The organism is Mesorhizobium sp. 01N446 (genome assembly GCF_056399285.1).
Window position 1 is genome coordinate 29,428 of sequence record NZ_JBFTRA010000003.1, and the last position, 24,309, is coordinate 53,736.

The window sequence follows — 24,309 nt, forward strand, 5'->3', positions numbered from 1 at the left end:
TCTGCAACGTTATGTTGTACCCAAGCGCCTGAGCTGCGCCTTTTGGCTACGGTTAAGGCACACCTCCTCGGGGCAAACTGTACCGATTGCGCGTGCGGCGACCGTTCAACACCAGTAAGCGAGTTGCCATCCGCCAGGTAGCTAATGGATGCAGCCATTCTCTCGCAGGTGCATGGGTTCTGGCCAAAAGTCAGGCATAGATCCCGACTTTAGTCTGGTTCGAAGCCAGACCTAATGCTCGAACAATCCCGCTAAGGTCCAAAGAATTCGCTCGACCTCGGACAATGGCAAATGATCGCCACTACGGCATCCTTAAAGAAGAGTTAACGTCGGGTGCCAGGACTGAGCTCGAAACAGCGTGTGGCTGATTTCCTTGCAAGACCGACAGATCCAATAGCGCTGACTGTCCCCGATATCGACTGGGCGCGCAAGTGAGGAGAAGTGCCATGGCCTATACACTCAAGCCGTTCGTGATCAACCAGACGGACATCCAGTTCATTCTGGACCAGTTGAACTTTCTTCCTCTGTTCGACCAGCAGGGCAATGCGATCATCAATTGGGACGGCACTGGCACGGTCTACAATTCCAAACACGTCGCCTATGCCAATCTTGGTAGCGTCAGTGCCAATATCGCAGCCTATGGGACCTCATACCAGTCGGTCACCGACCTCGCCGGATTGCGCGACGTCACTGGGCTGAACAATAACCTATCGCTCGTCAACGCCGCTTGGGGAGCTGTCGACCAAATCTTCACGCGGTCGGCTGCCGCGGACTACGCCAATTATTCGCCGATCATGCAGGCCGTGGCGGATTATGCCTATGCCGCAGCGAAGCAATACTACGGAAAGTACAGCGACGGCAGCGCGACGGACGGAACCCCGACCGGAACCTTCAACGCAAGCGGTACCTCGAACACGAACTATGCCGTGACACTGGATACTACCGCGTCCGTACAACCTGGTGACTCTCATGCAACGGATGGCACCGCGATCAACATTCCCAACGTCGTCGATTACACGCCGCGCATGATCAGCCTTGCGACGACGACTGCGGGCGTGACGTATGACACGTGGACCAATCACCAATTTATGCCAGACGGAACCACACCGAACCCCGATGCTGCCAACCACACGCCGAACGAAATCTACTATGACGCCAATGGCGTCGCCACGGTTCTCGACTGGGGGCAACTGGCCACCGTCGCGGACGGCGGTCTCGGTCAGGTCGACCCGCAAGCGCGGCTAGCCGCGTCGGCCGGCCAGGACGATCACTTCATCGGTGGCCTGAACCCAGGTGTGTCGCCGTCCAACGGCTTTTTCGTACTGTTCGGCCAGTTCTTCGACCATGGCCTCGACTTCATCGACAAGTCGTCCGGCGCAACCATCAAGATCGCGCTGGCGGCCGACGATCCGCTCTATGGCATGGCCGGCGCCGACGGACAGCCGGTGCACGAGATCACCATCAGTCGCGCGACCGTGCAAACCATCGATGCCAACGGCCCGGAATACGCCAACCATACCTCGCCGTTCATCGACCAGAGCCAGACCTATGGCTCGCACGAGCAACTGACGAACCTTTTGCGCGAATGGGTGCCGGATCCGACGACTGCCTCAACAACAGACTTCCATGCAGGTATGAACCTGTTTGACGGTACGACGCTGGCGACCGCATGGACCAAGGCCGACGGCACCTCGACAAACGACACCCTGCCGACGCTCGACGAACTGCGGGCCCATGTCGAGGCAACCGGACGGGATGCCCTGACCTGGGAAGACGTATCCAATCTGCGCAACCGCGACGCGAGCGGACATGTGATTGCGGGCACGAGTGGCTCTGCACTGCTGCTCGACATGAACCCGCGCTTTGATGCGGGCCATTTGCACGGCTTCTACGATACCAATGGTGATGGCGTCCAAGGCGTGGGCGAGGCCAGCTACGGCAACTCCGCCCAGTCGGCCAAGGTCGATGCCGCGATCGCGACGATCAATGCCAACGTCAAAAGCACGTTTGGGGCCAACTCGTCCTTTGGCATCGATCCCACGACACACAAGCTGACGCTTTACATGGAAAACCTGCCGGCCGGTTCCCCGGCAGGAACGCCCCACACGCTTTCGGGTGCCAGCGCGCTCTATCCCTTCGTCAACTTTGCGGATTTCAGCATCACGGCGCCTGCCGGAGCGGTGCACAACGCTGTGGGTGAGATCTTGCTGGCGTCCGTTGGTGATCACTATGTCGCGGGCGATGGCCGTGTGAACGAGAATTTCGGCCTCACCTCCATCCATCACATTTTCCACGAGGAGCATAACTATCAGGTGCAGAACCTGATGGACGCATTGCATCGGCAAGATGTTGTCTCGGGCGATCCAACCCACGCCAGCCTGCATGATTTTCAGGTCGACACGGGTCACATGAATGCGGCTGGAGATTTCGTCTACACCGACAACAGCATCGCCTGGGACCAGGACAAGGTATTCAACGCGGCCAAACTGGTCGTCGAAATGGAATATCAGCACGCAGCGGTTGACCAATATGCCCGCAACGTGACGCCCAATATCCAGGAATTTGTTGGATACTCGTCAAGCGTCAATTCCGCGGTCTCGCTGGAGTATTCGCAGGCAGCATTCCGTTTCGGTCACTCGACGCTGCGCGAGACGATCGACACTATCGATCCAAGCCACGGGCTGACCGGCAAGATCATGGGCTACGCGCTGAAGGAGGCGTTCCTCAGCCCGGAAAAATACGCGGACATCGGTCCAGCCGCCATCGCGCTTGGCATGACGCATCAGCAGATGAACGAGGTTGACGAGTTCATCACCCCGGCCCTCAACCAGGGCCTGCTGGGGCAACCGCTGGATCTCGCCGCCATCAACATTGCCCGTGGTCGCGATGTCGGCATCCCCACGCTGAATGATTTCCGCGAAGCGATCGGCCTTCAAAAGTATACGAGCTGGAACGACTTCGGGCAGAACATGCAGCACCCGACCTCGCTGGCAAATTTCATTGCTGCTTATGCGTTTGACGGGGACCTCGCCAGGGCGCAGACGATCCTGGGCATTGTCGAGGGCACCGTAGCTGTCGGTACGTTGGGCTTTACGCTGGATCAGGCATACGGCTTCCTGAATGGGGATGAAGCCGTCGGCGGCGCCGGTACGCTGGCCTTCAACCTGATCGACACCTGGCTTGGGGGGCTCGCCGAGATCCATCAACCCGGCGGCCTGCTTGGCGAGACCTTCGACAAGGTGTTCGTCAACCAGATCGAGTCACTGATGGACGGAGACCGCTTCTACTATCTGTTCCGCCTGGCCGGTCAGCAGTTTGCCGAAGAAGTCGGCAACGGCCAGCTCAAGGATATCGTCGAGCGCAATACCGGGCTCACGCACCTCAACGGCAACATCTTTGGATATGCCGATCAATATGTCGATCTCGGCGCGAAAAAGGAGGTCGTGGCAACGGGTGCCGAAGCGCAGACCACCGGCGATGAGCACAAATATGGTGACATTGCCGCGGTCGCTGACGGAACGATGGGCGTCTACTCCAATGGCGGCCGCGGGAATCTCAACGACGGCCATGTGGTGACCATCGGTGGCGTGCAATATGTGCAGGACACCCGGCTGGCGAATGGCGCGCAATTCCAAGTCAATCCCATCAACGCAGCCTTCGAGACGGACTCTCTTGCCACAGGCGCGCCGGGCGTCATCCAGGATGCTCTCGGAAATTACACGATAGGCAATCCGAGCAACTGGACAATCACCGGCGGCGTTGGCGGCCTGTTCGCGCCGGCCACCTCGGTCAGCAATACCGCCGGCCATGGCGGCGGCAATGTCGTCTGGCTGCATAGCGGGGCAATCCTGTCCCAGGACACAGGCCAGATACTGACAGCGGGTCAGACCTTCAGCCTCGGTCTCAATGTGGGCGACCGGACGGACCTGGCCTGGCCAGGCGGCGAGGTACGCCTGATAGCAACAGATGGCGTGACCACTCATGTGCTGAACTCACTGGCCCTGCCGACACCGGCCAACGGTGCATGGTCGCATGTGACATTGGACACTGGCACGATTGACCCCGCCTATGCGGGCTTCCAGTTGCGGATCGAGGTCCAGCAAAACTCGGCCGGCGGCAGCCAGCAGATTCTGGTCGATGACATCCAGTTGACCACCGGATCAGTGGTCTTCAACGATGGCGTCAACCTCGATGGAACGCCCAATTCGGGTGCGGAGTCGAACGAGATCATCGTCGGCACCATGGGCAACGACCTGATCTATGCGCAAGGCGGCGATGATACGGTCTACGGCGACGGCGGCAACGACACCATGTACGGTGGCTATGGTATCGATCGGCTCTACGGTGGCGATGGCAGCGACCACATGTATGGCGGCGACAACCCCGACCTGATGGACGGCGGTTCCGGCGACGACTTCCTCTACGGCGAGTCCAGCGGCTCCGACATCAATGGCAACGACCAGGTGATCGGCGGCTCCGGCAACGACTTCATCTCCGGCGGCATTGGCATCGACAAGCTGTCCGGTGGCACCGGCGACGATCGCATCTATGGTGATCAGGACACCGATCCGTTCACTCACGGCAGCGACGGCAACGACTATGTCGATGGCGGCAGCGGCGGCGACATCCTCTACGGCGACAATGGCGATGACGTGCTTGTCGGCGGAGGCGACCAAGACCAGATGTTCGGCGGCAATGGCGACGACATCATCCGTCCCGGTGACACCACCGGCGCGCTTACCATCGGCACCGATGAGGTGCTCGGCGGTGACGGCGTCACCGACGAGGGTGACAAGCCCGGTACGCTGGGTTTCGACCTTATCGACTTCAGCGACAATGCCGTTCGTCCGGGCGGCGTGACTTTCAACCTGGCCGACCAGCAGAACCCGGCCGTCAACGTCAACGGCATTCCCAAGCAGATCGCCGCCTTCCAGACCGAAGGGCTGATCGGCTCGGCCGGCAACGATACGCTGACCGGCGACTCCGCCGGTGACGCGGGTCTCGCCAATGCCGCCCTCGACAAGGGTGAGAACTGGCTGGTTGGTGGCTCGGGCAACGATATCCTGGCTGGCGCCGGCGGCAACGACATCATCGTTGGCGGCTCGATCCGGCTCGATGCGTTGATCGGCAAATACAACTCGGGATATACGCATAACAACGACAATCCCGGCTTGACCGACGCACAGCAACTTGAGGATGCCCTATACCAGGGCGCCTCGCATCGCGCGCTGTACAGCGAGACCATCGACAACAGCGGCCTTCTTGGTCATGCCCAGACGGCGATGTTCGACAAACACTTCACCGAAATGCTCCGCACCGAGATGTTCAAGGACACGGTGCTGGGCGACGGTGGCACGGACGGGAAGGCGGATACGGCGGTTTACACCGGGAATATGTTCCTCGACGGAGCGGCGGGATCCGACTACACGGTGGTGGCGCTTGATGCTCAGGGCAACGTGGTCGCCAATCCACATGCCGACGGCTTCTTCGCCTTGAAGATCACCGACCACAGGACCGCCGCCGACTTCCTCGACGCCAACGGCAATCCCTTGGTTGACACCAACGGCAACCTGCTGACGAACGAGGGTACCGACCTGGTAATTGGGGTCGAAAACCTCAGGTTCGCAAACCAGACAATCAACATTGCCGCGTTCTTCGACAAGGCGCCGACGCTGGATCTGCATTCGCAACTGACGACGACGAACTTCTCGGCGGCGGATACGTTTGCGAGCAACAACTCGTATTCGAGCGGATCGGGCTGGAGCGGTGGCGGGTGGAGCGAGTCCGGCGATGGTAATAGCACCAGCGCCACATCGGGCCAGATCCACTATGCCACCCCAAGCCTCGATGGCACCGGCGGGGCGCTTCAGATCAACGGCGGCAGCGGGAACAACTATAACGGAGCGTCGATCTATCGTGGCGTCAACCTGACTGGATACGGGACCGCTCACGTCAGCTTCAGCGTCTCGCAATCCGGGCTAGGCAACGGCGAGACCGTTCGTGTCTATCTGACAAACGGCGGCAATGCGCCGAGCGTCAACGATATTCTGGTTACTACGATCGACCAGAATACCAATGCGGCTGGACAGGTTAGCTTCGACGTCACGGGCACCTTCTCATCGAACTCGCGGCTCTACTTCGTGGCCAGTTCGATGAACAGCAGCAGCGACGTTGTTACGATCGACAACATCAGCGTGACGGCCAGCAAGTCGGTCGATGCGTTCCCCGGCAACGACTACACGGTCAACTACACCGAGCAGCAACCCACTCCTCCGGCGATCGCCTCCACGCCGTTGATCACCGACCCGGACATCGGCGATAAGGTCTTCTCCGCGAACATCCACATCCGGGATGCGGTTGCCGGTGATCGACTTAACGTTGGCACTTTGCCGGCGGGGATTGTCGCTACGGGCGGCGGGACCGGGACGGTTCTCCTGAACAGCGTATCTGGCTCGTCGCAGGCGGACTTCCAGACCGCACTGGCAGCAATCACCTTCTCGAACCCCGGCGACAACCCGACCAGTGCCGATCGTCACATTGACGTCACGGTGAACGACGGATTTAGAGACAGCGCTGTCGCCACGACAACGGTGCATGTGACGCCGGTCGACGATCCGACCACCGCTACCGCGGCCGACTCAATCATCACCAACTACGGCACGACGAGCGGAGCGACCTTCACCGTGGCCGACTGGATGCTGACCGCCAACGATACGGATGTCGACGGCGCAAGCATCAGCAACGTCGCCAACAGCTCGGGTCTTGCCACGCTCAGCCACAGCAACGCGAGCCACACCGTTTCGATCCTCGACAGCGGTGCCAACGGCGGCAGCTTCACCTACTCGGTCGCCAATCCCGGCCCCGGCGTCGGCAATACTGCGGTCAATGTCAGCCAGGATACTTCCGGCGCACTGGACGGCTCCAACAATGCCGACATCATTATCGGCAACGATAGCTCCAGCACGATCAACGGCAATGGCGGCAACGACATCATCGACGGCGGCGGCGGCAACGACACGATCAACGCTGGTTCCGGAGACGATACGGTCGTCTGGAACGCCAACAACGCCAGCGGCAACTCGAACAACGGCGCCGATGGCCGCGATACGGTCGACGGCGGGACGAACGGGGCAACCGGCGACACCTTCGTGATCAACGGCAGCAACAGTGCCGAGACTTACAACATCTACACCCGCGCTGACTGGGTGGCGCTCGGGAACGGAAGCGGCAACAACGGCCATTCGGCGGCCAGCAATACCGAGATCGTCATCACCCGCGGCGGAACCATCAACAGTTCGATCATCGCCGAACTGAGCAACGTCGAGGAACTGGTGATCAACACCGGCGGCGGCAACGATACCGTGAACGTCAGCGGCAACTTCGATGCGACGCACCTGAACTACAACACCATCCACATCAACGACGCGGATGGCGGCGATAGTGTAGATATCACCGGCCTTACCTCAGCCCATCGCATCGTCTTCAATACGGATGCAGCCGGCCAGGTCGTTGGCGACATACGCACCCAGGACATTGTCAACCATTCCGACATGAACGGCGCGCCGTCCGGAGATCCGGGCAATGGCAGCAGCGGCGGCCAGCCGTCGAACGTTCAAGACGACGACGACGACGACGACGAGCACCTGAACCGTGCGCCGGTCGTAAACGGACCCATCGTCCTGCCGTCGCTTGGCGCCAACACACCGATGCTGATCGCAGCGGCGACGCTTCTGGCTGGAGCCTCGGACGCCGATGGCGACGCCCTGACGGTGACCAACCTCACGCCGTCTTCGGGATCTGTCACGCAGGGGCCCGATGGCTGGACCTTCACACCCGACACTGACGACACCAGCCAGGTGAGCTTCAGCTACGACATCAGCGATGGCCACATTTCGGCTCACCAGACGGCTTCGCTGGATCTGACGGCAGCTGCCGGTGGTGAAGAAGACGGCGCGGATGCGCCGGAGATGGGAGGTGACGCGCACCTCGGCACCGATGGTGACGACGTCATGATCGGCGGACCCGATGCGGACGTGCTGAGCGGTGGCCAAGGCGACGACGTCATTCTGGGCAATGACGGCGCTGATACCCTGCTCGGCGGTGCCGGAGACGACCTGATCAAGGCTGGCGCAGGCGACGACGTCGTCTTCGGTGGCGGCGGCAATGACATTATCTTCGGTGGCGCCGGACATGACATGATCTTCGGCGATGGCGGCAACGACCGGATATTCGCCGACGAGGGCAACGACGTCATCGAAGGCGGATCCGGCAACGACACTGTCTATGCCGGCGCCGGCGACGATCACATCATCGCCAATGTTGGTGACGGAGACGACGTCTACTGGGGTGAGGATGGCCAGGATACGCTCGACTACTCGGCCATCAGCGCCAGCTTGACGATCGATCTGGGCAACGGGTTGCTGCATCACGGCAGTGTCTCGAGCGCGCAAAGCGGCCAGGACACGGTGTTCGGATTTGAGAACGTGGTCGCCGGTTCCGGCAATGACACCATAATCGCAAGTTCGGCGGCGAACGTGATGGACGGCGGACTTGGCAACGACACCTTCGTGTTCGGCTCAGCAGCCGATGCCAATGGCGACACGATCGTTGGCCTGCAGCCGGGCGACAAGATCGATCTGTCAATGATCGACGCCGACACGAACGCCGCAGGTCACCAGTCTTTCGTCCTCTTTGCCGGAGCCGGGTTCACTTCGGCGGGCCAGGTCATGGTCAGCTACCAGACCGCCGCCGACGGCGAACACACGCTGGTAACCGGTGAGATCAACGGAGACGGCGCGGCCGACTTCAGCATCGACGTAGCCGGCCACCACGACCTGGATGGAAGTTCTTTCAAGTTCGCCTGAACCTGCTGGCCGCCGGGGGAATCCCCCGGCGGCCGCTGAACCCCACAGACTGTTCAACGTAGTTGGGATTTGCTTTCATGAGTACCCAAAAGAAACGCACCCGGTCTACCCCCGATGTCTCGCAATACATCGGCAATTATCGCGGTCTTGCAGTCTTTCTGCTTTGCCTCTCGGGCGTCATCAACCTGCTGGCGTTGACGGGCTCTTTCTACATGCTGCAGATCTACGACCGGGCTATCCCCAGTGGCAGCGTGCCTACGCTCGTAGCCTTCTCGGTGCTGGCCATTGGTCTCTACCTTTTTCAAGGCCTGTTCGATGTGCTGAGGTCCCAGATTCTGGTCCGCTATGGCGCACGCTTCGACGCCAGACTCGCCCCGCTTGCCCATCAGGTGGTGATCGAGATGCCACGCTACGGCTATTCCACATCGGAAGCGCTCGAGCGAGGCCGCGACGTAGACACCGTGCGCGGCTTCATATCCAGCCAAGCCCCCATCGCCTTGTTCGACCTGCCATGGATGCCGCTGTTCCTGGGCTTTGTCTATCTCCTCCACCCTATGCTCGGTTTGGTAACGGTCGGGGGGGCGATAGTCCTCATCGCCTTGACCATCATCACCGAAGTGCTGACGAGAAATGCCGCCAAGGACACGCACCGCGCCGCCATTGTGCGTTCGAACATCGCCGACGCACATGCGCGCAATGCCGATATTCTAAAGGCCATGGGTTTTGGCTCGCGTGCCGTGTCGCGCTTTGAAGCGGCCAATGACAAGCATCTCCATCTGCAAACCAAGACCAGCGATGCGACAGGATCCCTCAGCGGCCTGGCAAAGGTGCTGCGCATGATGCTGCAATCGGCGCTATTGGGCCTTGGCGCATATCTGACCATGAAGGGAGAGCTCTCCGCGGGTTCCATCATTGCGTGTTCGGTCGCTTCCGCGCGCGCGCTTGCTCCCATCGACATGGCCATCGGCAACTGGAAGGGTTTCGTCGCCGCCCGCCGGAGCTTTGGCCGGCTGAAGGAAACCCTTGCGGCTATGAATGACGAGTCCCACATCATCGATCTTCCAGCGCCTTGCCAAACGCTGAAAGTGGAGAAGGTAACTGTCGTTGCGCCCCATACCGGAGCGGTTCTTCTGAGCGACGTCTCTTTCGAACTCAAGGCCGGCGACGCGCTCGGACTGATCGGCCCGAGCGGCGGCGGCAAGACATCGCTGGCCAAGGGCATTGTCGGCGTCTGGCCGCTGCTGCGTGGCTCGATCAGGCTCGACGACGCCGAGCTCGATCAATGGCACAGCGACAAACTTGGCGCCGCTATCGGATATCTGCCACAGGATGTATCGCTGCTGGAGGGGACGATCGCCGAGAACATCTCGCGCTTCGACCCGCAAGCCGATGCACGTGGCATCGTTGCCGCTGCGCGCGCTGCAGGTGTCCATCAAATGATCGTTCGGCTCGGCCAGGGATACCAGACCGAACTCGGGCCGAACGGCACAGCCCTGTCGGCTGGGCAGCGCCAACGCATCGGCCTTGCGCGGGCTCTTTACGGCGACCCTTTCCTTGTCGTGCTGGACGAGCCTAATTCCAACCTGGACTCCGAAGGGGAGACGGCATTGACGGAGGCGCTCAAAGGCGTCCGTCAGCGTGGCGGCATCGCCATTGTGATTGCCCATCGCCCAAGCGCCCTGGCAGCAGTCGATCTCGTCGGGCTGATACAGAACGGCAAGCTCGTAGCGATGGGGCCGAAGGACGAACTGATCCGCGAACCTACGCGCGCCGCCCCAATACCTGCCTCAGATCGCAAGGTGGGCGCCGTGCCGAGCTCTGGCGGCAAGATGCGAGCTACGTCGGCCGTTGCGGCCGCGCAAAAAGACTGACGAGTGCAAAATGGACGATCGGCTCGCACTTGGACTGCCCAACCACGAGGAGCTCGACGCTCCGAAGAACCGCTTTGCACTGCGAGAGTCGCGTTCGCGCGTCAATTCAATTTCCGCAGTTCCGTTCTTGATCGGCGCATTTGTGTCGCTTCTAAAACAAATGTTCGAGACAGAACAGAAGGTTTCCGACAAGCACCCGGGCGAGCCCTCCGACCACAACAGTAGGGAAGACAAACACGCATCCGACATCAAAGACGATCCCGTAATGACGCAGATACAGAAGATTGGCCATGTCGCAGACTATCTGCGAAGTCTCGCCGAACCTGTAAGTGTCAATGTACCCGACCTCAATTTCGATATCTTGCATTCAAATCGGCCTTGGGGCGTGCAAGGACCGCACTCGAACATTCGCAGTGGCCTTGGCAACAGCATCCATGGACCTCGCGGTCATGGCGGCCCGCCGCCACCTGTTGCCGGCAACGACAACGGCGGGAGATCGCCACCTCCCGGCGGCGCCTTGCCAGGCCAGAGCGGGGGCGACAACAGCCAGGGCGGGTCGGGCTCCGGTGGCCAGGGCGGCAGCAGTGGCGGACAGGGAAATCAGCCCGGCCAATCCGACTCAGGTCAAGGCTCGCCAGGGTCGACAAAAACAAACCGGCGGCCGGTCTTGTCCGGTCCGGTTTTTCTTTCCGACGGCATGATGAACCTGTCCGTCATCATCACCATGGGGGAGCTCCTGAACGGCGCCAGCGATCCGGACGGCGACAATTTGATCGTACGCTCGCTGGAGGCCGATCATGGCGAACTTCAGCGTATAGGACTGGAACGCTGGCTCTATACGCCCGAACATGATCAGACCGGACCGGTCACGTTTCACTATCAGATCAGCGACGGTGCAGACACCATCCAGCAGAGCGCTCATCTCGAAGTCGCGGAGCCGACTGGTGAATCGATGGCCGGCACCGAAGGCGACGATGTACTCATAGGAACGCCTTACAATGATCTGATCGACGCCCGCGGCGGCAACGACATCGTCTATGGACGCGAAGGCAACGATACGATTCACGGCGGCGATGGCGATGATAGGCTCATCGGCGGCGGCGGCAACGACGTGATCTGGGGTGGCCGCGGACACGACATCCTGTTTGGCGGCCTTGGCGACGATACCCTGTTCGGCGGCGAGGGCAACGATATCCTGTATGGCGATGCCGGGAACGATCTTCTGCTTGGCGACCAAGGCAATGACCAGATCCATGGTGGCGATGGCAATGACGTCGCCAACGGCGGCTCAGGCGATGACGCACTGTATGGCGAAGACGGCAACGATACGCTGGACGGTGGTAATGGCAACGATGCCCTCGATGGCGGTGCCGGGACCGACCTGCTGATCGGGGGCAGCGGCGACGATACGATCGTCGGTGGCGACGGCAACGACCATCTGCTGGGAGGCAGCGGCGCCGACACTTTGCATGGGGATGCAGGCGCCGATACGCTGGATGGCGGCGACGGGAATGACACACTGGACGGTGGTCAGGGCGATGACACGCTCATTGGCGGTGCAGGCGACGATACTATCAGCGGCGGTGACGGCAATGATCATCTCAGTGACGGTGCAGGTCTCGACCACGTCGACGGCGGCACAGGCGATGACGTCATTGTTCTTTGCAACGACCTCCAGATCGATATCGTTGATGGCGGCGAAGGGCAGGACACGCTTGATCTTTCCGCCAATGCCGCTGACGCCATCGTGGACCTCCAGGATGGGCTTCTCTTCCTGGACGGCATCGAAGAGGCCCATATTTTTGAAATCGAGAGCATCGTGGGCAGCCATGGGCGAAATACGCTGGTGGCGAACGACGCCGTCAATATCTTGGTTGGCGGCGGCGGCAATGACACCTTCGTGTTTCGATCGATCGAATCTCTGGCCAACCGTGGCGGGCCGCGCGACCTGATAATGGACTTCCAGATCGGAGACCGCATCGATCTGTCGCGCATATCCGATGACAACAATGATTTTGCCGGTCAGAAATTGTTCTTTGCCGGCGCAGCCTCGGCGGCACCGGCCGATATTGGGGCGGTGACCTTCAACTATCAAATGCTCGACATCGATCACGAGGTCACCATCGTCTCCGGTAATCTCGACAGCGACCCGGACGACGAATTCTCATTGGTCCTGGACGGCCATCACGAACTGACCGCACAGGACTTCATTCTTGAAGCAAAGCACGAGGCCGCAATGCCTGGTCTGGCATTGGCGAACGCGTAGACGACAGGGGTAAAAGCGTGGACAAGAATCTCCAGAATAAGACGCGCCGGCCACAATACGCAATTCACTCAAGGGTGGCGCTCTCCGGCCTCGTGGCGTTGGGCTTGGTTTTGGGCTGTGGAGGCTGGGCGGCCAATGCAAAATTATCGGGTGCGATTGTTGCACAGGGCAAAGTCACCGCGAAAAAACAGTTGAAGATGATTCAACATCGCGACGGTGGCATCATCGGCGCGATCGAAGTCGCCAATGGCGACCCGGTGAAAGTCGGTGACGTTTTGATCCGTCTCGACGAGACCCAGACCAGGGCGGAGTTAGGCGTGTTGAGTGGGCAGTTCCTGGAATTCCAGGGGCGGTCCGCCCGTTTGCGCGCCGAGCGCGACGACATGGACCAGATCACGTTCGATTTTGCAGCCGATGTCGATTCACAAGCTATCGTCGATGGCGAAAAGCGGATGTTTGCCAACAACCGGGCGTCGCGTGTGGCGCAGAAAGCGCAACTGGCTTCGCAGATCGAACAGTTTGAGGAACAGATCAGAGGTCTGGAAGCCCAGAAGGCGTCAAGCAGGAGTGAGCGCACCCTCGTGGCTGAAGATATCGGCCGTTTGGCTCCCTTGTTGCGCAAGGGGCTTATCGAAGGCGACAAGACCCACTCGCTGGAACGGGACCAGGTGAAGATCGATGGCCATATCGCCGAGGTCGAGTCCGACATAGCGCGGGCGAGAGGCCAGATCAGCGAGGTCAATCTCAAGATGATTGAGATCGACCAGCAGGTCAGGACCGATGCCCAACGCGAATTGCGCGACGTCGAGGCGAAGGTTGCCGAACTGGACGAGCGTATCGTCGCTGCAAAGGATCGTCTCTCGCGCATGGAATTGCGAGCGCCGATTTCGGGAACCGTCAACGACCTCAAGGTTCACACTGTGGGTGGGGTGATTGCGCCCGGTGAAACCGTCATGTCAATCGTGCCTCGCGGTGACGAGCTTGTCGTCGAGGCAAGGGTCGCACCTACTGATATCGACCAAGTATCGACAGGCCAGGATGTCAGGCTGCGCTTCTCGTCGTTCAACCAGCGTACCACGCCAGAGATAGACGGGCGCGTGAACGTTGTTGGAGCAGCTGCGAGTGTCGACGCGCAGACTGGTCAGGCCTACTATCTTTCAACGATTGCAATCGTCAATGACAGCGGCCTGGAAGGCAAGCAACTTGTGCCGGGCATGCCGGTTGAAGTCTTCCTGCACACGAAGGAAAGATCCGCGCTTTCCTACCTTATCAAGCCATTCACCGATCAGATGAAGCGAGCCATGAACGAAGATTGATCCAAACGCATCGAACCCGTTGCTGTTGAGTTCGAAGCGACCGGCAATCAGGGTGAGTAGCCACACCCTGATAGCTGCCAACGCCTGTACCCCCGCTTAACCCGCCCCAGGCGTTGGCAGCAACCTGTTAGCTAGTTTTACTGCCTCCGTTGATGCGGAGCTGGCAGACTCCAGGCCGACAGGCCGGCATGCATCTACTTCGTCAGCTCGAAGTCCAGCATTAGCGCACGCTGACGTTGGATCTGCTAACGGCCTCGGCTGCTCATTCAGATGCTTTTCGCCACTTGATTTCATTGTCCAGAAGAAGCTTCGTTTCTTCAGTCTCTTTGCGGGCAGCTTCCAGCCTTTGGTACATGTTGTCGACTTTAGCGCGCTCACGGTAGAATGCTACCGCCAGCAATCCGAAGCCTAACACCGCCACCATTATCAGCCCGCCTTTCAACGGCGGCGTTGGGGCGAGGCCGTGCAATGCAATGACAATGGCGCTGAAGGCGAGACAAGAGATCATGATGGAAATGCTTCTGCCAAGCACCGCACAAAGGATCGACACCAGCAGCAAAATCAGAGCAATAGCCGGCGACGCTGCGACGCCAGCAGTGATCGAGCCCAGCCACCATGAAATCACAGGCGAAGCCACTTGGTAGAACCAGTCGTGTAAGGAGCCAAGCGCCTCAGTCATGCTGTGCCTCTGCGCAATTGCCGAACAGTGATTGGTAACCTGCAGTGCCCGGGTTGAAAAGGCTTGTGAGCTTTTGAGGGCTGCGACTGCCAGATTAATATCGACGGCCGCAAAGGGCGCGACGTCCGCTAGCTTTAGTCCGCGACCAGAGCTGTCAGTCTGCTTCCGGCCGCTTCCCAGTCGTTGAACTTGCTCAGAGAGAGTGTTCAACGGTGGCAGCAACGTGCCACTCGACCACCACTAGTCGCTGTTTTCTCTTGATGCACTGGTGTGCCATGAGACAGGATCGTCGACCCAACGATTGATATCGGATTCACGCCAGCCTGCCCCGTTGACACTGATCTTGATCTGAGCCGGGAACGTGCCTTCGGCGATCTTGCGATAGATGGTCGTGCGAGACAGGCCGGTCCGGGCAAGGACGGATTGGAGGCGTATGATACGATCCGGCTCGGACGTAGCTTGCCTGCACCTCACTGGTTCTTGCTGGTTTCTGCGGGGACAGACAGGACGAACCCATGCCCGAGGCAATCAGGTTTGTCGCCTCAGCCGGCCGCGGAGTGGAAACGGCGGCAAATCGGCAGGTCTTAGATCCCAATGCCCCGCCCCTTACCGATGCCATGGCTGAAGTCGAGTTCCGCGCCCAGGCGACGGCCAGTATCGGTGTGAATGCCGAGATCGCGCTTGCGGCTGGCGAGGAGGGATTCCAGTTGAGGGTCGCGTTCGAGGCTCTTGGCCATCTCGGACATGGCCGAGCGCGTTGACTTGTAGCCGGACATGTCGCCGGCCTGGTATTGCTCCCGTCCCGTCCGGTCGAGCTTTTGCCAACGTTCGACGAAACGGTCGGCGCGGCGGCTGGGATCGATGTCCATCCCGGTACGAATTTCCGTTTCAAGCTGGAGAGCCAGCACGATGCGGCTGACGCGGCCGGCCCCCGCCTCGCGGACAAGTTCGGGATTTTTCACATAGGCCGCTTCGGCATCGCGCCAGCCATAGGGCCGCACCTTTTCGAACGCGTTACGGGCTTCCCTCAATTCCCGCATCTGGTCGGGACTGCCCTGCCCGTCAGCATTTGCGTTGTGCGACATCGCATCGAGGGCGCGTGCGTGACGAACAAGCGCCTTCGTACGAGCGCTGCGCAACGCCACTTCCGGGTCCATCGGTATATCCGTGTCGCGCGGCACTCCCCTGGCAGAAGGATCTCTTTCCGGCGTCGGGCCTCCGATCCGCCCGCCAACACTCTCCCTTCCCGGCTCAGGCCGACCTTCCTGCATGGGCTCGGCGTCTCCGGGCGAGCGCAACCCGTCCAGCAGTCCGCCGATCCTGTCGCGCAGCTTCTCCGGAACGATCCGGCGCACGATCTCGACGACGCGCTCGCGGAACGTGATGCCGCGCCGCTCGGCATAGTGTTGCGCCGGGTTGATCTGCTCGTAATCCGACGCCATGTCCTTGGCGCGGTCGCGGGACAGCGTTCGGACGAGCCGATCTCGTGTCGCGAAGTCATCGCTGCCATAGTGCAGGTCCATCCCGTCTCGATGCCGCGACAGGGCGACGTAGCTGCCATGCGCATCCATGCCCGGTGTGGCGAGCACATGGGTCCGGTCGACGGTCATGCCCTGCGCCTTGTGAATGGTGGCGGCATAGCCGTGGTCGATGTGCGCGTAGTCTTTCAGGTCGAAGCGCACCGACCTCCCATCGTCGACGCGAACCGTCATGTTTTGTATGCTGACTTCCTCCACGATGCCCAGCGTGCCGTTCTTGACGCCAAGCCCGCGATCGTTGCGCAGGAATATGACCCGGTCACCGCTGGCGAAGGCCCTTGCACCGCGGTCGACAGTCACTCGCACTTCGTCGCCGAGATCTCCGGCAGCGCGCATGCGCTCGCGTGCGGCCTGGTTGAGCGCGCGCACCTCGTCGTTTGTATGGGTGAGGATGATCCGGCTTGCCTCTGGATGCGCCTGCCTGTCGCGATCCCAGCGCTCGACGAGTTCACCTCGCGCCTCATCGCGCGTTGCAGCCTGATGCACCATCCCTTTGTCGTCGTAGGCGCTGATCGCCGCACCTATCCTGCCAGTTGCCAGATCGCGCGTGGCATCGCGCTGCCAGTCCTCGCGCTGCCGGCGCACCTGGCCGATTTCGACACCGCCGTGTCGCTCATGGATGGAACGGAACGCAGCACCGGCTTCGATCGCCTGCAACTGCTGCGGATCGCCGACCAGCACGACCTTTGCGCCAGCGTCCGCCGCATGGGAGAGCACGCGCTCCAACTGGCGCGTGCCGACCATGCCGGCCTCATCGATCACCAGCACATCGCGCGTGGTGAGCAGATCCCTGCCCTGTCCCCAGCTATGCTCCATACTGGCGATGGTGCGTGACGAAATCCCCGATCCGCTCTCCAGATTCTCGGCGGCAATGCCGGAGAGTGCGGCGCCTCGGACCTCGTAGCCTGCTGCTGCCCATGCCTGGCGCGCAACGCCCAGCATGGCGCTCTTGCCAGTCCCGGCAAAGCCGACAACGACACCAAGACCGCGACCATCGGTGATATGCGCAAGCGCGTCGCTCTGCTCGCCTGACAGGACAAGCCCGCGTTGCACAGCCTGCGCCAATGCTGCCTCGCGATGTGCGTCACTCACCGCGTGTCGCTCGTCCAAATCAATACGCTCCGCCGCGCGGTGAAGGCGCTGTTCGGTCTCGATCATCTGCCGGGTGGTGAAACGGTCTTCGCCGCGTCCGTCCTTGCCGAGTTCGACCAGATCGGGTGCGTTGCTGATGGCTGCCACGACCGCGTTGAACTGCTCCATTCCTTCGCTGTGGCGATGCGAGAACTTCGCAATGTCCTTTCGGGTGAAAGTCGATTGCTGATGCGTGATGGCGTCGAGCGCCACGGATGGATCGGTAATGATGCGCGCACCATTGTTGCGCGCGATCTCGCGATGCAGTTCGGCGCGATCTGCTTCAATGTCACCAGCAGCAAGGCCACCGCCCTCGATGCGCCGGGCTGGCGCACCGATCTGGGTTTGCGGCTCCAGCGCAATGCCCTGCGCCTCCAGAGTGCGATGATCGATGCGCGCGTCGATGTCGAGTTCGGCAAGGCGTTCATTGGCCAGCTCCGCCCACCGCTCGCGCCACCGCTCGACCAGCTGGGTAGCATTCCAGTCGCGAACCTTGGCACCAAAACCGTTCTCATCGACCGACCGCATGGTGAGCATGACATGAGCGTGCGGTTTGGGACTTCCATCCTCTGCCCGGTCCCAGTGCACATTGAGATCGGCTACCATACCCTTGCTGACAAACTCGGCTTGTACAAAGTCGCGCGCCAGTTCGATGCCTTGCGCCTGGGTGAGTTCACGCGGGAGCGCAAACTCGACCTCGCGGGCAAGCTGGGCATCCTTGCGCCCCTCGAACGCCTCGACATCGTTCCACAGCCTTTCGCGGTCGCGCCAGGCCTGCGGTGCATCCTCAGGCAGCATCACCTCCGAATGGACGACGCCGCGCTTGGCGGAGAAGTCATGGCTGCGTTCGATGCGCTCGTCGCGTAACCGCGACGCTGAACGGTAGGCAGCTGCCGCGACAGCGCTTGAGCCTGCCTTGCGGCCAATGACCTTGACGTGAAGATGATAGATCGCCATCGCGACCAGATCATTTGCACGTCAAAGCGCACGTCGGCACGACGTATAAGCGCGCCCTCCCTCGAAAAATTCTCGGGATGGACCAGCCCGTCCCGGGCTGTCTCGGCAACCCTGAAGCCTTCCGGCAGGTGCTCGCCTATCATCGCCGCATCAACAACCGATGGAGACAACCATGCGCAAACCGCGGGACTTCGACGCCGAACTGAAGGCGCTGGAAGAAAAGGCGCGAGAACTCAAAACGCGAAAGGTGCAGCAACTTGGCGAGCTGGTGATCGCCACCGGCGCCGATCAGCTCAGCACCGACGAACTGGCCGGCGCACTGGTTGCAATTGCCGAAACGAAAGACACCTCTAAGCGCGAGGCATGGGCCAAGCGTGGGGTGATGTTTTTCGAGAGCCGGTCCCGGCGAACTGCTCCGGCATCTCTGCGCAACACACGCGGCACTCAAGCGCAACCGGGCAGCCTACAATCGACAGCAGGCGGCACAGGCTCGCAATGACATGCGCACCTGGCAGGTCGAGCGCCGCCAGCGCACACGGCAGCTCATCGAACTCGGCGGTCTCGTCGTCAAGGCAGGCATTGTCGAGCTGACCAATGATGATCGCGCCGTCATCTATGGAGCGATGCTTTGGATCGCAGCAAAGCTGCAAAGCCATGACGGCAAACATGCGCGAGACCTTTGGGCCGCGAAGGGAAGACGGGCATTCGATGCGGAATGGCAGGAAGAGCAGATGGGCCAGCGAACATAGCAGTGGGAGCCGAGTGGCGGGCGATGCAGCAGTGGCCAAAGAACCCATTGATAGTCTCCTTGCGGAGAGGTTAGCATCGAGCGGAATCACCCCGCAGCCGATGAGGCGCGAAAGGCGAAGCTTTGGGTGTCAACGGACTTGGAGTAGCGCAACCGCAAGGTACAGCATTGCTGCCGCCACAGCGCCTCCCGCTCGACCTTGGCGCGGCTATCTCAGCGCGCCAAGGCCAAGGCGGCAGAATAGGAATGACGCTGAAACCATTGGAGCAATCCGCTGGAGTGGCATTTCGTCCCCAGCCGGAACCGACCCAAGTGGTAAGCTTAGCTAATTCGCCGGGTGCAGGTGCAAGACGCATTAAGCTAACAGTGCTTCACGGCCGGCCTCAGGGAAGCTGCGAGGCGGAGCAGGTCGACCCGACGGCGTTGCCCGGCCTTTTCGAGCAAGTGCCGCGTGTGGGATTTCAGCGCGTTCGGTGAGATTGAGAGGGTTCGGGCGATCTCCTCGCTGTCTCGGCCATCAATCGTGAGCTCGAAAAATCCGCGTCTCGGCCGGCGACAAATTGTAGAGAATGGCCGCAGCGTCCAGACGTATTTGGGTCGTCGCCGCGCTCGGCAACGAACATCGCTGCAACTGCCTCGCCGGGAACTCCGGAGCTCTCACGCAGCGACCGCTCGGCACCAGTACCGGAAATGGTGAAACAGGTGACAGGACACGCATGAAGCCGGAACCCAAATATCGGCCCCCCTCCGGCGAGACATGGACGGGACGCGGCGCATCCCGCGTGTCTTCAAAGAGCTTAGCGTTACCGATAAGGCAATGCAAAAATATGAGATAAAAAGGTAGTTCAGTTTCAGCGGGCGTTTACTCGGAAGTTGTACGGACTTATCCCTTTAGGATGGGCCGCCAAAAATCATACAAAAGCTCGTTGCTCTTACATCCGACTAGATGAACATGCTCCGGGCGGACGTTTTCCCCCATGGAGGCCGCAATGGCCTTCCTTATTCGCTCCCCATTGGGTCCCGAAATTCCATAGCTCGTGCCGTAAACCTGCTTAGGCCGATCACTGCGCTGGGTCGTCATCAATTCCATGTTCATGTCCCCATAAGAGAAGCCCAGATAGACCACGACCTGGGCTTCATCGAGGAGGCTGTGCATCCTCTCCATGATCTCTACGTCATCGACACGCTCAGTGAACGTTCGGACTTGCGCCGCAATAGCTGGTAGATCATGGGGAGGCGGTGCGTGTCCGAAATCTACGGACACCATGGACGACTTTTGCCACTCCAGCTTTCCAACCTGCCCATAGGGATGGATGATCGTCAGCGTATTGGCCAATTGCCGGGCATCTTGCCATGTCAGGTCGAAATAGACGGAAAGCGCCTGAACCAGGTAGTGCTCGATGCACCGGTCGTAATTGAAGGTGATGATGCTGACGTTGTCGAATAGCCCCTCTAGGTCGCTTCGCTGCATCCCTTCACACAGCATTTTGAAGAAAGTCCGATGCCACGTGTCGGCGACCGCACGGAAGCTGACGTGATCGGTATCCCTCCCCACATAGATCTTCGACGATCTCTCCGCCTCCAAAATGCTTGCTGCGATGCCAAGCTTTCCGGTCTGAATCAGAGTCGGGTTGTCAGCATGGGCATGGAGAAAATTGTCGATTGAAAGCGTTTGCGGCATCGCCCTGGAAATCATTTGCGCGGCCTTAAAGAATCGCTCTCCGCTGCCTCGGGAATTATCGGCGAGAAGGTTGATGGCGTAGGTCAAAAGAGCATCGCCGAGGCTGGCCCCGAAATCGGTGCCTTGGGGTTGTAGCCTATCGCCAATGCCGCTCGCTAGTGCGCTACCCATCGGCAGGCCGAGTTCGTTGCTGGCGCCTGCGCCCACGACAAAGACGGTCTTCCGCTCAAACAAGGGTACTTCCTCCCCAAACCCGACATCGCTATGTGCCACAAAAAGGCCCGCCACCAAAGCGGAGGCCGATTTTAGAGAGGTGGGATGTCGAAGAAGAACATGGGCATGGTGTTGGTTGCACGGATGTACCTGTTGACGGTATGTCGCTGGGCCATTGTCGGTGCTTCTACTCCACCCGCCAGTACGATTTGCTTGACGCCATCGGGCGGCTCGGGCGGGGGTTCATCATCAGCCCTCGCCCGTCCCGCTGAACACGTCGTATAGTGGCGGGTAGAAATCGCACTCGCGGTAAACCGGGAACGGTGACAGTCGGCAGGAGGCGCTCCAAGTTTGGCGCCAAGCGTAGCTGACTATCAGAGCGAGGCTGTCACCATATGAATAAGCTCCGCCAATCCCAATCTGACTTCACCATCATTGCCAATGCGCTGCTGCGCGATAACCGCCTATCACTCAAGGCCAAGGGCCTCTATGCGCTCCGAAGAGCTGGTCGAGCACGGCTGGCAGGCCTCCCGCCCGCCGAGTGGGGAGAGTGGGCAAACCAGCAATTCGGTTGGGACGCTGCTCGTGTCTCCGCCGAGTGGGATGACTTTGCGGACTACTGGACAAGGGGAAACGCAGTACACGGTGGCCTTAAGGCCGACTGGCCCGCAACCTGGCGCTCTCACTGCCGTCGCAAGCGGCGGCGCCGGCGCAACGCCTGGTGGGGACTTGCTGCCGCCGTCAGTGCAGTCGTGGCTCACAGACATTGAAATGGGCCAGCTCCGGGCGGCGAGCACCGGCCTCATCCTTACGGCGAAACCGGAACTGTCGGAAGCCAACCGCGCGACCTTGATGGCGCGGCTCACATCCCTTTCTGACCTGCTGGCCCCTGCCAGCAATCGCGGGACTGAGTTGGAGCAAGAGGTGACGAAGCTGTTGCCGCCCCCGGCGATCAAGCGAAGATTCGGGCTCAGGTGCTCGTGGGGAGCGAGGAGCTGGAGGGCTTCCCGTTTTACGCTATCCGAAATGCCCACCGGTGGGCCGTCCGCGGTGGCGACCGACTTCCGTCACTTGCCACGTTTATCGCTGACGTGAAGCTTGCTGTAGGGTCTGGCGCCATAACCCGCGAGCGCTTAATTGAATCGCTTGATAGCGACCTCGGTGGGTGATCGACATGTCGATGGAAGATGGTGACGATGAGGGTGACTTCGAGCAGGAGTTCGAACCAGGGTATGAAGACCCCGAACATATCAAATGGCATGCCCTGCGGGCGGCGCTGGATTCCCTGGTGCTGTTCGACCCTTACCTGGGGATGCAGGCCACCAATCTGGGCGTGGTCGATGAGTTCATCACAAGCTTGGAGTACACCACCCTGCGCGAGGATGATGAAAACCGCGACATTAGCGCCCTCGTATTTTTGAATGCACAATCGCAGATGTGGATCTTCGGAGTTTACGAGTTGCTGAGAACGTGGCGGAGCCGCGTCAAGGATGTTTTGAAATGGCATGAGAACGGCGGACTGCCTCTCAAGATCAAGGCCCTACGCAAAGAGAAGGGGTTCTTGCATGCGGGCGAGCAGATGTTGGCCGACCAACTAGAAAGCGTGCAATCGGACCCAGCCATCATCGGCCGGATACGCGAAGACCTTCGGATGACTCACATCCTGTTCGGCCAAATCGAATTCCTGCGAGTTTCTCTGGCGAAGCACGAAGTGAGTGGAAAAGCCAAAGCGCTAGCTTTTGCACCTGGCTATGGACGCATCAACATGTGGTGTGGCGCCCTCGACTATGAGATGAGCGCAGGAAGGGTCATTTTGGGGGTAATCAACCGTCGTAACATAGCAGATGGAATACGAAAGTTTCTTGACCGTTCGGATATCCCGACGCCTGAGGCGATCCGAGCCTTCGATGACTTCATGAGCCTGAAGGAACCGCCATCCTTCGACATCGAGTAACGCTTGACTTTCGCTCTGCATGATAGGAATTCGATCCTATCATGCCGTCATCCCCGCGGGAGAACTGCTGCGAGAAGAACTATGACCCTGGCTCACAGCCGGGCGCATGAAATGGCCTGCGCCGAGCGCCACGTGTTCATCCGCCATGATGACGGGGAGTACCTCGCCTTCCGGTTCAAGGAGCCGTTCCAGGCGGAGCGGATGGCGCAGGTGCATGGCGGCGAGACTTATGACACCCTGAACCGCGGCAAAGGCAGCGGCTTGGAGAAGTGGCGGAAGAAGGTGACGCCGAACAAATTCGCCCGGTACGGGTGATGGCCCTCATTCCTCCCCATCATCGAAGAAAGGCTGGAGGTCCGTGCGACGATTCTTAAACGCCGCCGCTTCTTCCGCGCTGGGCGATTGGAAATAGTCGTGCACGATATAGCCAGCGGTTCCAACGATAACCACGAATTGATCCAATGACGACAAAAGGGCTTCCTTACCCATCTCAGCAAAGATGACGACCTCCACCGTATCTTCCGTCTCACCGATAAAATGCTGGTCGGACAAGGCTTTGATGTTGTTGTGGCTGTGGCCACAAAGGTCTTTGTAGACAGAGCGATATTCGTTCTCCAAACCAGCCAATTGGAAGCGCTCGAATATGTTCAAGGTGCGCCCGAGCTTCTCCAGTTCCACGAGTGCCTTTCTATGGTCTTCCAACGATTGAGCTGCGCCTGGGTCTTGCTGAAAGAAGTCGAGAAAGGGGTTTCCGGCTAGCCCTTCCTGAGTGAGCTGGAGCCAGTCTTTGTGATAGAGCGCAAGCATCTGGTTGTAATAGGTCGGATCGTTGCACAGGTTGGCGAGGTCGACAAAGGCCTCCAGACTCGACCGCAAAATGGTGTCTATTCCCGCCGACCTTTTGGCCTGCCGGAGTATCATGGCGCTGTCCGTGTTCTCGATGATGACCGCATAAAGGGCCATGACGGCGCGATGAATGCGGTTGCCTCGGTCGAATTTGACCTCTGGTAAAAGCCGCATGGTGTCTCTCATCATGTCGACAAGTAGGTCGTACATCACTTCAAGTTTGGTCATCTCAATTCCAAGAGAGA

Annotated in this window: 14 protein-coding genes; 8 read left to right on the forward strand and 6 right to left on the reverse strand. The window is 60.1% G+C overall.

What is annotated here, in order from left to right:
• The first annotated feature begins 446 nt into the window (after positions 1–446).
• From AC1DPX_RS14440 to AC1DPX_RS14455, 4 genes are all read left to right on the forward strand, one after another.
• Positions 447–8,864 (forward strand): peroxidase family protein, encoded by an 8,418-nt coding sequence (locus tag AC1DPX_RS14440; protein ID WP_477237568.1) that lies wholly within the window; start codon positions 447–449, stop codon positions 8,862–8,864.
• A gap of 77 nt (positions 8,865–8,941) precedes the next feature.
• Positions 8,942–10,735 carry a type I secretion system permease/ATPase gene (locus AC1DPX_RS14445; RefSeq protein ID WP_477238250.1) on the forward strand — a complete coding sequence of 598 codons (1,794 nt, stop codon included), beginning with the start codon at positions 8,942–8,944 and terminating at the stop codon, positions 10,733–10,735.
• A 10-nt stretch (positions 10,736–10,745) separates the two neighbouring features.
• A complete protein-coding gene (locus tag AC1DPX_RS14450; RefSeq protein WP_477237570.1) occupies positions 10,746–13,001 on the forward strand; it encodes a cadherin-like domain-containing protein in 2,256 nt (751 codons plus the stop codon).
• A 17-nt stretch (positions 13,002–13,018) separates the two neighbouring features.
• A complete protein-coding gene (locus tag AC1DPX_RS14455; protein WP_477237572.1) occupies positions 13,019–14,317 on the forward strand; it encodes an HlyD family type I secretion periplasmic adaptor subunit in 1,299 nt (432 codons plus the stop codon).
• Between the two features lie 262 nt (positions 14,318–14,579).
• On the opposite strand, the gene AC1DPX_RS14460 is transcribed toward AC1DPX_RS14455, so the two are convergent.
• From AC1DPX_RS14460 to traA, 3 genes are all read right to left on the reverse strand, one after another.
• Positions 14,580–14,996 carry a hypothetical protein gene (locus AC1DPX_RS14460; RefSeq protein ID WP_477237574.1) on the reverse strand — a complete coding sequence of 139 codons (417 nt, stop codon included), beginning with the start codon at positions 14,994–14,996 and terminating at the stop codon, positions 14,580–14,582.
• Positions 14,997–15,236: 240 nt separating this feature from the next.
• Positions 15,237–15,470 (reverse strand): helix-turn-helix transcriptional regulator, encoded by a 234-nt coding sequence (locus tag AC1DPX_RS14465; protein ID WP_477237576.1) that lies wholly within the window; start codon positions 15,468–15,470, stop codon positions 15,237–15,239.
• A gap of 110 nt (positions 15,471–15,580) precedes the next feature.
• Positions 15,581–18,622, reverse strand: a complete 3,042-nt coding sequence (gene traA / locus AC1DPX_RS14470) for a Ti-type conjugative transfer relaxase TraA (RefSeq protein WP_477237578.1) — start codon at positions 18,620–18,622, stop codon at positions 15,581–15,583.
• A 172-nt stretch (positions 18,623–18,794) separates the two neighbouring features.
• On the opposite strand from traA, the gene AC1DPX_RS14475 reads away from it, so the two are divergent.
• Both AC1DPX_RS14475 and AC1DPX_RS14480 read left to right on the forward strand, forming a co-directional pair.
• A complete protein-coding gene (locus AC1DPX_RS14475) occupies positions 18,795–19,121 on the forward strand; it encodes a conjugal transfer protein TraD (RefSeq protein ID WP_477237580.1) in 327 nt (108 codons plus the stop codon).
• Position 19,122: 1 nt separating this feature from the next.
• A complete protein-coding gene (locus AC1DPX_RS14480) occupies positions 19,123–19,371 on the forward strand; it encodes a conjugal transfer protein TraD (RefSeq protein ID WP_477237582.1) in 249 nt (82 codons plus the stop codon).
• 359 nt (positions 19,372–19,730) lie between these two features.
• On the opposite strand, the gene AC1DPX_RS14485 is transcribed toward AC1DPX_RS14480, so the two are convergent.
• Together AC1DPX_RS14485 and AC1DPX_RS14490 are read right to left on the reverse strand one after the other, a co-directional pair.
• Complete coding sequence (locus AC1DPX_RS14485; protein ID WP_477238252.1) at positions 19,731–19,949, reverse strand: LuxR C-terminal-related transcriptional regulator; 219 nt, start codon at positions 19,947–19,949, stop codon at positions 19,731–19,733.
• A 304-nt stretch (positions 19,950–20,253) separates the two neighbouring features.
• Positions 20,254–21,285, reverse strand: coding sequence for a hypothetical protein (locus AC1DPX_RS14490; RefSeq protein ID WP_477237584.1), 1,032 nt, complete (start codon positions 21,283–21,285; stop codon positions 20,254–20,256).
• Between the two features lie 1,153 nt (positions 21,286–22,438).
• Between AC1DPX_RS14490 and AC1DPX_RS14495 the strand changes: the two genes are divergently transcribed.
• Together AC1DPX_RS14495 and AC1DPX_RS14500 are read left to right on the forward strand one after the other, a co-directional pair.
• Positions 22,439–23,218: a hypothetical protein gene (locus tag AC1DPX_RS14495; protein ID WP_477237586.1), complete on the forward strand. Its 780-nt coding sequence runs from the start codon at positions 22,439–22,441 to the stop codon at positions 23,216–23,218.
• An 81-nt stretch (positions 23,219–23,299) separates the two neighbouring features.
• Complete coding sequence (locus tag AC1DPX_RS14500) at positions 23,300–23,533, forward strand: hypothetical protein (RefSeq protein ID WP_477237588.1); 234 nt, start codon at positions 23,300–23,302, stop codon at positions 23,531–23,533.
• A gap of 6 nt (positions 23,534–23,539) precedes the next feature.
• Here AC1DPX_RS14500 and AC1DPX_RS14505 read toward each other — a convergent pair whose 3' ends face one another.
• A complete protein-coding gene (locus AC1DPX_RS14505; RefSeq protein ID WP_477237590.1) occupies positions 23,540–24,292 on the reverse strand; it encodes a DUF5677 domain-containing protein in 753 nt (250 codons plus the stop codon).
• Positions 24,293–24,309 lie beyond the last annotated feature (17 nt).